This is a genomic window from Cryobacterium sp. TMT2-18-2 (genome assembly GCF_004402245.1).
Taxonomy (GTDB): domain Bacteria; phylum Actinomycetota; class Actinomycetes; order Actinomycetales; family Microbacteriaceae; genus Cryobacterium; species Cryobacterium sandaracinum.
In genome coordinates, this window is record NZ_SOFU01000013.1 from 85,929 (window position 1) to 97,904 (window position 11,976).

The 11,976-nt window shown below is 65.4% G+C and carries 7 protein-coding genes; 1 reads left to right on the forward strand and 6 read right to left on the reverse strand.

The window, feature by feature from the left end; translation table 11 throughout:
• Positions 1-63 precede the first annotated feature (63 nt).
• The 4 genes from E3O22_RS04500 to E3O22_RS04515 all read right to left on the reverse strand — a co-directional run bounded on the left by E3O22_RS04500 (position 64) and on the right by E3O22_RS04515 (position 8,940).
• The gene (locus E3O22_RS04500) at positions 64-696 is read right to left on the reverse strand and encodes a hypothetical protein (protein ID WP_134395365.1); all 633 of its coding nucleotides are present in this window, start codon (positions 694-696) and stop codon (positions 64-66) included.
• Positions 697-830: 134 nt separating this feature from the next.
• A complete protein-coding gene (locus E3O22_RS04505) occupies positions 831-5,579 on the reverse strand; it encodes an ExeM/NucH family extracellular endonuclease (RefSeq protein WP_134395366.1) in 4,749 nt (1,582 codons plus the stop codon).
• A gap of 204 nt (positions 5,580-5,783) precedes the next feature.
• Positions 5,784-6,290 carry an amino-acid N-acetyltransferase gene (locus E3O22_RS04510; RefSeq protein WP_134395398.1) on the reverse strand — a complete coding sequence of 169 codons (507 nt, stop codon included), beginning with the start codon at positions 6,288-6,290 and terminating at the stop codon, positions 5,784-5,786.
• A 124-nt stretch (positions 6,291-6,414) separates the two neighbouring features.
• The gene (locus E3O22_RS04515) at positions 6,415-8,940 is read right to left on the reverse strand and encodes an ATP-dependent Clp protease ATP-binding subunit (RefSeq protein WP_134395367.1); all 2,526 of its coding nucleotides are present in this window, start codon (positions 8,938-8,940) and stop codon (positions 6,415-6,417) included.
• A gap of 468 nt (positions 8,941-9,408) precedes the next feature.
• Between E3O22_RS04515 and E3O22_RS16675 the strand changes: the two genes are divergently transcribed.
• Positions 9,409-9,627: a GMC oxidoreductase gene (locus E3O22_RS16675; RefSeq protein ID WP_134417198.1), complete on the forward strand. Its 219-nt coding sequence runs from the start codon at positions 9,409-9,411 to the stop codon at positions 9,625-9,627.
• Here E3O22_RS16675 and E3O22_RS04525 read toward each other — a convergent pair.
• Together E3O22_RS04525 and E3O22_RS04530 are read right to left on the reverse strand one after the other, a co-directional pair.
• Positions 9,567-10,709 carry a glutathione-independent formaldehyde dehydrogenase gene (locus E3O22_RS04525; protein ID WP_134395399.1) on the reverse strand — a complete coding sequence of 381 codons (1,143 nt, stop codon included), beginning with the start codon at positions 10,707-10,709 and terminating at the stop codon, positions 9,567-9,569. The genes E3O22_RS16675 and E3O22_RS04525 overlap by 61 nt on opposite strands.
• Before the next feature lie 303 nt (positions 10,710-11,012).
• A complete protein-coding gene (locus tag E3O22_RS04530) occupies positions 11,013-11,942 on the reverse strand; it encodes an aldose 1-epimerase family protein (protein WP_134395369.1) in 930 nt (309 codons plus the stop codon).
• Positions 11,943-11,976 lie beyond the last annotated feature (34 nt).

An 11,976-nucleotide genomic window follows, 5' to 3' on the forward strand; every position in this document is an offset into this window, starting at 1 on the left:
GTAGTGACACGACGAATCCGACCCTTGGGGGGCATGCCACGAGCGAACGGCGGCCGGGCCGGTTCAGGAGAGGAAGAACTGCTTCGGGTTCGCCGACTCGATGCCGTCGACACTCACGGTCAGGTTGTAGGCCGCTCCGCCGGCCGGCGCGGCATCGCGGCTGGCTTCGCCGCAGGTGTCCGGGTTCGAACGGGTGCGGTCCCAGGCGATCGCTTCGCCGGAACTCACGGGTTCACCCGGCTGCAGGGTGACGTCGGCGTCGCCTGGCTCCTGCTGGCAGTCGGTCGACGTCCAGTAGACATCCGTGCCGCTCGACACCGTGAACACCTGCGTCGCCGTGCCCGCGTTCAGCACGCACGGCACGTCGCCGATGTTGGTGACGCTGAGCGAGAGCATCGGCTCTGCCCCCGGTTCGTAGCTGACCGCGTCGGTGGTCGCTTCGATCTGCACGGATGCGGGGGCGCACGCGGCCGGGTCGGCCGCCGGGTCGGAGGCGGAGACCTCCGACCCGGCCGCCTCGGCCGCGGGCGTCGGAGTGCTGTCGGGCACACCGGTGCCGGCGGCCGGGCGCACGATAGACGAGATGATCAGGATGAGGAGGGCGAGCACGATGAGCAGGCCGAGGCCCACCACGAGACGACGGCGCCAGTACACCTTGCTGGACTGGGGGCCGACCGGATGTTTGATCGTCGACATTACCCAAGGCTAACGAGGTATACCGGCGCCGCCGGCAATGCTGTGCGTGTCGTGCGCGTGTCGGGCAGGAAACGCCGAACCGGCGCGGCCGACCTCGAGAGGCTCGGTTTCGCGCCGGTCCGGTTTGCCCCGGGCTACCGGCCGCGCGGCGCCTTGTCGACCCTGATCTCGGTCCAGCCGAGCACGTTATCGTTCTCGTCCTGCACGACCAGCTTGTACTTGCCCGCACGGGTGTCGGCCGGCAGGGTCGTCCTGACCTCACCCTGCGCGTTCACCAGCAGCCAGCCGCCCAGGTTCTCCACTGGCTTGGACTGCAGCGACACGGAGACGAACTCACCGGCACGCGCCGCCCCGACGTCGACCGTAACCGGGGCACCCACGGCATACGTGGCCGCGTCCGTGACGATCGCGTTCTTGAGCGCCTTGGTCAGCGCTTTCGGGCTGGCGGCGACCGGTTCACTCGTCGGCGGAACCGGCACAACGACGGTGATCGGCACCCGCACGATCGTGCCGGACTCCGTGGTGGTGAGTTCGAGCACGCTGTTCGCCGCGGCATCCTGCGGCACCGTGACGGTGACCGTCGCCGCACCCGTTGCATCAACGGCGGCCGTGCCCAGGCTGGCACTGCTGCCGGCCCAGACCAACGACAGCGCCGTGTTCTTCGGCGCGCCGAGCGAGCTCAGGTTCAGGTTGCCCACGGTGAACGTGACCGAGGCGCCGCGCTCGACCGCCACGGTCGGGACACCCGTGACACTGGCCTGGCGGGTGGCGAACGACGGCGTCAGCGGGCTCTTGGCCGTGATGTAGGAAATCCACGCGTCCCGGTCGACGAGACCGGAGTCGCGGGTGCCCGTTCCATTCTTGAACTCCCGAAAGTTGTCGCCTCCGGTGAGCAAGAAGTTGAACGAGCCGACCCGGTAGGAGCGCGCCGGATCGATTGCCGAGCCGTCGATCCAGATGCCCGTGATGCGGTCACCCTCGGTCCGGCTCGCGTCGAACGTGTAGTTGACGTTGTCGGAGAGGCCTAGCTGCAGGTACGGACGGCTCGGAATGTTGCCGGCCGCGTCACGCTGCCACTGCTGCTCCAGTACCGTCTTGAACTGGGCCCCGGTGAGGCTGGTCGTCCACAGGTTGTTCAGGAACGGCAGCACCGCGTTGGCCTCGGCGTAGGTGACGACGCCGTCCGGTGCGAGTAGCAGCTCGGCGCGCATGCCGCCGGGGTTGACCACGCCGATTTCGGCGCCGCCCTTGAGCGGGTCAGCCAGCGATTCGCGCAGCGAGTTGGCCACCAGGGTGCCCATCGCCGATGGTGCGGCCCGGTTCTCCGCGCACGGTGCGGTGCCACCGAGGCAGGCGCGAGTGATGTCGGCGGTGACGGAGCCGATCGGCTGGTTGCCGATGACGGCCGCCTGGGCGAGCGCGGCATCCGTGATTGTCTTCACCAAGGCGACCCTCGGGTAGGCGGCAACCAGGGTGGCGTCGGCGGTGACCGAGCGCTTGACGTTCTGGTTCTTCACGGTCGTGGTGTCACCGGAGGCAATGTCGTAGTTCAGCACGACCTGACCGATGTTCTCACCGTAGTTGCCGGTCTGAAGCACCGGGCGGGTGACGCCGGCGGGCGCACCGGGCAGCTGTGCGTTCCACGCGTATTGCTTGTGCGTGTGGCCGGTGAAGATCGCGTCGACTTCGGCTGACGTCTGCGTGACGATCGCTGCGAACACACTGTCGGTGAGGGCGAGTTCCTGCTCGAGGGTCGCGTTGTCCGGCGTTCCGGCGCTGGCACCCTCGTGGTACTCGGCGATCAGCACGTCGGCTTCGCCGTTGGCCGGGTCTCCGTCGGTGAGCTGGGCCGAGACCCGGTTGACCGCGGCGACCGGGTCACCGAAGCTCAGGCTGGCGATCCCGTTCGGCGACACCAGCGCCGGGGTCTCCTTGGTAACGGAGCCGATCACACCGACCGAGACACCGTCGACATCGAAGATCGCATATTCCTGCATCGCCGGGGTCGTCGTTCCGAGCAGGTAGACGTTCGCGCCGAGGTACTCGAAGTCGGCGGCTTCGGCGACGCGCCCGGTGAGGTCGGCGAAGCCCTGGTCGAACTCGTGGTTGCCCACGGCCGAGGTCTTGAGTCCGAGCGCGTTCAGCACGTCGATGGTGGGCTTGTCGCCCTGCGACGCCGAGGCGAACAGGGAAGCGCCGATGTTGTCACCGTCGGAGAGGAACAAAGTGGACGCGTCTCCGTATTCCGCGCGGAGCTGCTCGATCGTTCCGGCGAACTTCACCGTGTTGCCGTCGATGCGCCCGTGGAAGTCGTTGATGTTGAGCAGGTTGATGTCGACGTCGGTGGGGCTGGCGAGGGCCAACCCGACGATCGCCGGGTCGTGGTCCGACGAGCGGAACGCGTCGGCCACGTAGAAGTCGGTGACGTTGTTGTTGTAGCGGCTGTACTCGAGCGCAACGGACTCGACCGAGTTGATGTTCCAGACGTCCACATCGGTGACCGCGGCATTCGCCTCGGGCGACGCGAACACGTGGTCGAGCGAGCCGACGGTACCGCCGAAGGCGTAGGTGTACTCGCCGCTCTTGGCCTCCTGGCTGAGGTAGCCCGCGTCGGTGATGACCTTGATCGGGTCTTCCTGGTCGTAGGCGTTGAAGTCACCGGTGAGGAAGACGCGCGCGATGCCGGTACTGGTCTTCAAGGTGTCGGCGAACTTGACGAGCGCGGTCGCCTGGTTCACGCGGGACAGGTTCGAGGCTCCCTGGCCGTCGCCGGTGTTGGCGTCGGCGCCGGTTCCGGAACCCTTCGACTTGAAGTGGTTGACGATCGCGAGGAAGCTGCTGCCGGCATCGCCGACCAACTGGAACGCCTGGGCGAGCGGCTGGCGGGCGTTCGCGAACGCGGCGTCGTCGAAGATGGTCGATCCGCCGACGGTTTCGACCGCGGCGGTCTTGTAGATGAATGCGGTGCGGATGACATCTTCGCTAGCGGGGAGGGCGGCCGGTGAGGGTACGAACGCCCAAACCGGGCTGCCCGCGTCGGTGTTCAGGGCGGTGACGAGGTTGGCGAGGGCGAAGTCGCGGTCCTTGCCGAAACGGGCCGAGTTCTCGATCTCCTCCAGCGTGATGACGTGGGCGTCGAGGGCGTTGATCGCCGAGACGATCTTTGCCTGCTGGCGCTCGAAGCTGACCTGGGTGGCCGCGCCGCGGGCGTCGCATCCGCTGTTGACCGTGATCGGCGTGCCGGCCCGGTCGGTGTAGTAGCTGCAGCCGGAGATCGAGTCACCGGTGGTGGCGAAGTAGTTGAGCACGTTGAAGGTGGCCAGACGGATGTCGCCGCCTACCGACCGAGGTGCCGCGGTGCGGGTGTCGGCGAAGGTGGCGGGCTGCACGGCTGCGGCGGTCGCAGGCACCAGTTCGGTGGTCGGCTGGAACTTCCAGGCACTGTTGCGGAAGTCGAAGATGACCGGCGTCGCGAACGTGACGGCGGCGCCGATGCGCACCGGGCTGGTCGTCGAAAGGTAGGGGACGGGCTTGTCCTTGTTGATGCTGGACAAGAAGTTGGTGGTGGCACCGTCGTCGAGGGTGACCGCGCGCGCCTTGTTGCCGGCGACGGCCGCGGTGTACGCGTCCGTTCCCGGGCGAGCGGTGACGGTCGGGCCGACGAGCGGGGTGGTTCCGGCCGCGAGGCCGATCTCGCCGTACTGGTTGGTCGCATAGTTGTTGGTGACGGTGAAGTCGCCCTGCGGGGAGACGAGCATGCCCTCGAGAGACTCACGTGCGACATCCGTTGACGGGAGGCCGACCGTGGCGGGCACCGGGCCGACGATCCCGGCCTTGTCCAACGCGGTCACATCGCTGAGCGCGGCGATCGTGATCTGGGTGAGGCCGAAGAACTCGCTCGCGGTGCCGGTGACGGAGACGTAGTCGCCGGCCGTGACCGGGGCGGCCAGTGCGTTCGTGTAAACGAAGAGGGCGTCGGACGCGGTGTGCGTGGTCAGGTCGACCGCGCCGCCGGTGCCGGGGGTCTGCAGGTAAAATCCTTTGAAACCGCCCGTGGGATATGTGGCGGTGACGACGCCGGTCGTGGTGACGACCTTGCCGGTCTGGGCGCCCGCATCTGTGGATCCCTGGATCTCGTTGATCGCAAGGGCGGTGGCAGGCACGGGCGGAGTTGTCGCGGTGGGCGTCGTGGTCGGCGTCGCGGTCGGCGTCGCGGTCGGGTCGACCGGGGTCGCTGCGGTCTCGCCTGCGGCGTTCGTCGGGGTGGGAGCCGCGACGATGAAGTCGGCCGAGTTGACGTCGGTGTCGAGGCCCGTGGCGCGGGTGAGCGCGGTGGTGACGGAGGCGGCAGACGCCACCGTGGTCTCAAACGTCAGCGACGTGCCGTAGCCGAGTAGGTCGATGACGCCCGGGGCGTTGAGGAGGGATCCCGTGGCCGGGGCCGTCAGCTGCGTGGCCTGGCTGGCGAGGAAGAGGGTCCCGCCTCCGCCGCTGAAAGAGAAGCCGAGGGTGGCGTTGGGGGTGGGCAGCGCCGCGCCACTGGTCGAGTTGGCCGTTCCCTGCACCAGGTAGTACCCCTTGGCGGGGATCGAGCCGCTCAGTGCAAGCGTGCCGGACGGGTTAGCCGCGCCTGTGGCCGACCGATACTGCAGCGAGGTGCCGGCGAGGGAGACGGCAGCGTCCGTGGGGTTGTAGAGCTCGACGAACTTGTTGAGGTAGGTCGCTCCCGTGCTGCCGCCGTTCAGGTAGGCCTCGTTGATCACGACCCCGGTGCCGCCGACGTTGGCGAAGGCGGGCAGGGCCACCATGGGGCTGGCGACCAGCCCCACTCCGAGTAGAGCAGAAAAAGCCAGTTTCAAACGGCTGTTCGGTGCAGGCGACATAGTTTTCCTCAGCTATTAACGATCGACAGTGATCGCCATGCTACGGAGGCGGTGTTGCCAGTGCGCTACCTGCGAAGTAACAATCAGTGAATTCGGGCGTTTCGCTCGGATGAGCAGAAATCTCCATAACTACCCTCACCTGAGCGGCACCTGAACGGGTAATCTCTCGCTGTCTTCTGCCCACTGCGGCCAGCTTCCAGACGGTCAGTCGAGCCGCTTGACCATCCGGGTGTTGCCGAGCGTGTTCGGCTTGACTCGGGCCAGGTCGAGGAACTCGGCGACACCCTCATCGTGCGAGCGCACGAGCTCGGCGTACACCCGCGGGCCGACGGTTTCGGAGCCCATGTCGGTGAAGCCGTGCCGGGCGAAAAATGGCACCTCGAAGGTCAGGCAGAAGAGGCGGCTGAGGCCGAGCTCGCGAGCATCCGCTTCGAGCCGGTCCATCAGCGCGTGGCCGACGCCATGGCCGAGCCGGTCGGCGGTTACGGCGAGGGTGCGCACCTCGCCCAAGTCCTCCCACATCACGTGCAGGGCGCCGCAGCCGATCAGAGTGCCGTCGGCATCCTCGACCACCCGGAATTCCTGCACCGCCTCATAGAAGACGACGCTTTCCTTGCCGAGCAGAATACGCTCCTGCACCAGTGGCGCCACGAGCGCCTGGATTCGAGGCACATCGGTGGTGCGTGCCCGGCGCACCAAAAACTCCTGCATTCGCTGCCCACCGATCTCTCTCGGTTCACTCATTCGGAACATCCAAGCCACCAGTCTAGGCAGCCGCAAGAACGAGAAGGGGCCCGGCGGATGTCTCCGCCGGGCCCCTTCAACCGGGTTACCGCTACTCGCTGGTCACCGCGAGGTCGGGCGAGCCCGGCCCCGTGCCGATTGCGGCCGTGGTGTTGACGCCGACGGCGACGGCGGAAGCGCGCACCGTCGTGGTGAAGATGTACTCCCCTCCCACGTAATCCACGTGCACGTGGTCGCCGGCGTTGAGCTCGCCCTGCAGGATCTTTTCCGACAGGCGGTCCTCCACCTCGCGCTGGATGGCACGGCGCAACGGACGGGCACCGAGTGCGGGGTCGAAGCCGACCTCGATCAAGTGCTCCTTCACGGCGAGGGTCAGGTCCACGGTCATGTCGCGGTCGAGCAGGCGCTCGCCTAAGCGCTTGATGAACAGGTCCACGATCTGGAGCAGTTCCGGCTTGGTCAGCTGCGGGAAGACGATGATCTCGTCCACGCGGTTGAGGAACTCGGGCTTGAAGTGCTTCTTCAGCTCATCCTTCACCTTGCCGCTCATCCGGTCGTAACCGGTGGACGTGTCACCCTCGAGTTGGAAACCGACGGGCGCACCGCTGATGTCCTTGGTACCGAGGTTCGTGGTCATGATGATCACGGTGTTCTTGAAGTCGACGACGCGGCCCTGGCCATCCGTCAACCGGCCCTCTTCAAGAATCTGCAGGAGCGAGTTGAAGATGTCAGGGTGGGCCTTCTCGATCTCGTCGAACAGCACCACGGAGAACGGCTTGCGGCGCACCTTCTCGGTGAGCTGGCCGCCCTCTTCGAAGCCGACGAATCCGGGAGGGGCGCCGAACAGTCGGGACACGGTGTGCTTCTCGCCGTACTCACTCATGTCGAGGGAGATCATGGCGGCCTCGTCGTCGAAGAGGAACTCGGCGAGCGCCTTGGCCAGCTCGGTCTTTCCGACGCCGGTGGGGCCCGCGAAGATGAACGAACCGCTCGGGCGTTTCGGGTCCTTCAGTCCGGCACGGGTGCGACGGATGGTCTTGGCGAGCGCCGAGATGGCCTCTTCCTGACCGATGACGCGCTGGTGCAGCGCCTTCTCCATGAAGACGAGCCGCGAGGACTCCTCCTCGGTGAGTTTGAAGACGGGGATGCCGGTGGCCTGGGCCAGAACCTCGGCGATCAGACCCTCGTCGACGACGGCGGTCGTCTTGACGTCGCCCGACTTCCACTTCTTCTCGAGGCGCAAACGCTCGCCGAGGAGGTTCTTCTCCTCGTCGCGCAGGCCGGCGGCCTTCTCGAAGTCCTGCTCCTCGATGGCGGTCTCCTTGGCAGCGCGCACCACGGCGATCTTCTCGTCGAATTCGCGCAGCTCGGGCGGGCTGGACAGGATCGACAGGCGCAGGCGGGCGCCGGCCTCGTCGATCAGGTCGATGGCCTTGTCCGGCAGGAACCGGTCGGAGACGTAGCGGTCGGCCAGGTTCGCCGCGGCCACGAGAGCTCCGTCGGTGATCGAGACCTTGTGGTGCGCCTCGTACCGGTCGCGCAGCCCCTTGAGGATATTGATGGTGTGGGGCAGAGACGGCTCGGCCACCTGGATCGGCTGGAAGCGTCGCTCGAGCGCGGCATCCTTCTCGAAGTGCTTGCGGTACTCGTCGATCGTGGTGGCACCGATGGTCTGCAGCTCGCCTCGGGCGAGGAGCGGTTTGAGGATGCTGGCCGCGTCGATGGCGCCCTCAGCGGCACCGGCACCGACGAGGGTGTGGATCTCGTCGATGAAGATGATGATGTCGCCGCGGGTGCGGATCTCCTTGGTGACCTTCTTCAGGCGCTCCTCGAAGTCACCGCGGTAACGGCTTCCGGCGATGAGCGAGCCGAGGTCGAGCGAGTAGAGCTGTTTGTCTTTCAGCGTCTCGGGCACATCACCCTTGACGATGGCCTGGGCGAGACCCTCGACGACGGCGGTCTTGCCGACTCCGGGTTCACCGATCAGAACCGGGTTGTTCTTGGACCGGCGGGACAGGATCTGCATGACCCGCTCGATCTCCTTCTCGCGCCCGATGACCGGGTCGAGCTTGTTGTCGCGGGCGGCCTGCGTGAGGTTGCGCCCGAACTGGTCGAGAATCTGGCTGCCCGCCGGACCGCTCGCCTGCTCGTTCGCGCCGACCTGCACCTGCTCCTTGCCCTGGTAACCAGAGAGGAGCTGGATGACCTGCTGGCGCACCCGGTTGAGGTCGGCGCCGAGCTTGACGAGCACCTGAGCGGCAACGCCTTCACCCTCGCGGATGAGGCCGAGCAGAATGTGCTCGGTTCCGATGTAGTTGTGGCCGAGCTGCAGTGCTTCGCGCAAGCTCAGTTCGAGAACCTTCTTGGCGCGCGGCGTGAATGGGATGTGCCCCGTCGGCTGCTGCTGGCCCTGGCCGATGATGTCCTGCACCTGCTCGCGCACGGCGTCGAGGGAAATACCCAGGCTCTCGAGGGCCTTGGCCGCAACTCCCTCGCCTTCGTGGATCAGGCCGAGCAGGATGTGCTCAGTACCGATGTAGTTGTGGTTGAGCATTTTGGCCTCTTCCTGGGCCAAAACGACGACGCGACGAGCTCGGTCGGTAAATCTCTCAAACATGTGATCGCTCCCTTGGCGCCAGGGCAGTTGTGGCGCCGATACATCGAGAGTAACGAGCGAACCCTGAAATGAGTGCCTCTGTTCGCCGCAGGCGTGACGGATGTCGTCGCGCACCGGCTCCGACCTCGTCACTTTCGGCCGATTTCGGCAGGTGTGGCGGGCGATCTCGGCCGCACGTGGCGACCTCGTCGGCCGAACAGGTGGTGTCCTCAGATGCGATCGCCATCGTCTGGGACGAGGCGCTGCGGCTCCGCCAGACGCAGGTCGTCGCCGCGCTGGAGGCGTCACCTCGTCGTCGCTTGTCACCAGGCTGGGCCTGCCTGGGTCGAGTGACGAACACATCGCGCCCTTAGAGGGCAACTTCGACTCCCGGGTCGGTGAGACGACGGAAAGCCGTGATCCCGTGATCCTGGGCACCGGCGGTCCGATGCCGGTCGGGCCCCTGCCCCGGGAAGTGCGGGCGCGCAAATCGACGGACGGCGTGTCGCAGACGCCTCGATTATGCCCTCGGCAGTGTCCGGCAACACGGATGCCACCGTCGTCGCCATCGCGGAACGTGCTACTGCCTCATCCCGGGTAGCCGTGCGACGGCGCACGCGCGGATACCCGACGAAGGATCGGTTGGCCTACTCGGGCTTGAGGATGACTTTGGTCCAACCGTCGGTGCGTTCGCCAAAGTTCTTGTAGGCATCCGCGGCCTTGCTGAGGGGGATCTCGTGGGAAACGATCCAGGATGGCTTGGCCTTGCCCGCGGCGATCAGGTCACGCAATTGCCGATTGTATTTCTTCACCGGGCATTGTCCGCTGCCTATGCTTTGACCCTTGAGCCACTGCAGGCCATAGTCAATGGAAAGTTTGCCCTGCTTGGCGTTATCGTCGACGCCGCCGGGATCTGCCGGAAGGAAGACACCGACGACGCCGATGCCCCCGGTGATGCGCACGGACTGGATCAGCCGATTCAGAGTCATGGCGGGATCTTCGGTGCCTTGCGGATCGTGGGCCTGATAACCCACGCATTCACATCCCCGGTCCGCGCCGATACCCTTGGTTTGGTCCAAAACGAACTCAACCGGGTCCGTCTTCGAGTCATCAATGGCGATCGCACCGATCTGCTCGGCGAGGGCCAGCCGGTCAGGGCGTCGGTCTACAACCCAAACTTTACTCGCGCCCTTGATCGTGGCGGACAGGGCGGCCATCAGTCCGACTGGACCCGCACCGTAAATCACGACCGTGTCACCGGGGATCACGCCGGCCATCTCGGTAGCGTGGTAACCGGTAGGGAAAATGTCCGACAGCATCACGTAATCGTTTTGCTTTTCTACCGCGTCTTCACCCAGGCGCAGACAGTTGTTATCGCCGTAGGGCACACGCAGCATTTGGGCCTGTCCGCCGGGATACGGACCCATGCCAGCGAAGCCGTAGGCGGCGCCCGCGCCGACCGGGTTCGGTTGAGTGGTCATGCAGTAGTTCGTGAAACCGCGTTCGCAATTCTTGCAAAACCCGCAGGAAATATTGAATGGCAGCACGACCCGATCGCCGACCTTGACGGCGTCGACGCCGTTTCCGATCTCGATGACCTCACCCATGTTTTCGTGACCAAAGGTGCGCCCGACCTCGAAATCGGTGCGTCCCTCGTACATGTGCAAATCGGAACCGCAAATATTCGTCGCTGTGATGCGAACAAGAACGTCAGTGGGGCGTTCGATCTTGGCATCCGGAACGTCTTCAACGTTGACCGCGTTGGGGCCTTTATAGACGACTGCTTTCATTTCTTTCACTCCCTAAATTTTGACCGTGAAAGACGGAAGATCCGCCCTCACTTTCGGAGGTGCATTTACGGTGAATGTCCGGGCAGGGTCTCAGGCTGCGCGGAAAATGTGCATAGTCCAGATCTATCACGATCACATATGACCCGCCACTACGTGGATGCGACCAAATTCGGGTTGCGCGTTGCCCCCTGTCAGCGCCAGGGGTGCCTCGTCGACACCCCGAGGTGGGAACGTCAGGCGCTATCGTGCCGGTTTGGTCATTCGGCGACGCGAGTCGCGTCAATTCTGGAGCGGTCTGCAGAGCTAATCGATTGCACGAACCGTCCAGGAGGCGCGCGTTGAGCCGGATGGCTCAAGGACGTTCAGGTTCATTCCAGAGTTGAACGCATCCGGTGGACAGGTCATTGGTTCGACGGCGAGTCCGATTCTGTCGATCGAAGGTACTGGTTGATCAGCCGTATGCACCTGAACCCACGGGCATTCGGGACCCCAGATCATTTCCACTCCACTGCCCGCGGTCGTCGTCAATCTAAGTGTCGCCGTGCCTTCATCGCCCCGGTCGAAGCCGGTGAATGCATGGTCGATGAAGGTGTCTTCGATAGTCCGCGGCGTGCGGAAGTCAAACACGGCAAGATCACCCGCATCGAGATCACAGAGGTGAAGGGGAATGAGGCGGTCAGGAGTCACGGTCAGGATTCGCTGGGCTGCGAGCTCCAGCGTCCAGTCGTTGACGCGGCCATCGCCGGCAACAAGGTACGGGTGCGGAGCGACGCCAAAAGGGGCGGCATTTGGACCGGCATTCACTGCCGTGACTGCCGTTCGAAGGCCACCGGCGTCAAGCGCAAAATCCACCTCCAGCGCCACCCGGTGGGGATATCCCGGCTGCGCTTCGACGGTTGCCGCGAGGACGAGCCGATCGGCCGCCTGCCTGACCACTGCGAAGTTCAACCAGGACGCGAGTCCGTGGAGAGCGTGGCCCCTCGACGGCTCGGTGATGCTGAGCTGTTGCTCGACGCCACCGAATGTGTACCTTCCATCCACGACTCGGTTCGGCCACGGTGCCAGGATGGCACCGCGGAAGAAAGGTCGCACCTGGTTGGCATCGAACGGCACGATGAGGTTCCGTCCGCGATATCGGAGCGATCGAACGCTCGCGCCGATGCTCGCGATCGCGGCGGTGTAGCCGTAAGCCTCGAGAACGAATTGGGTTCCCGACAGCGGAGTGAGTGACATGGGACACCATTCAGTGGAGATACAGGGAAGTTCA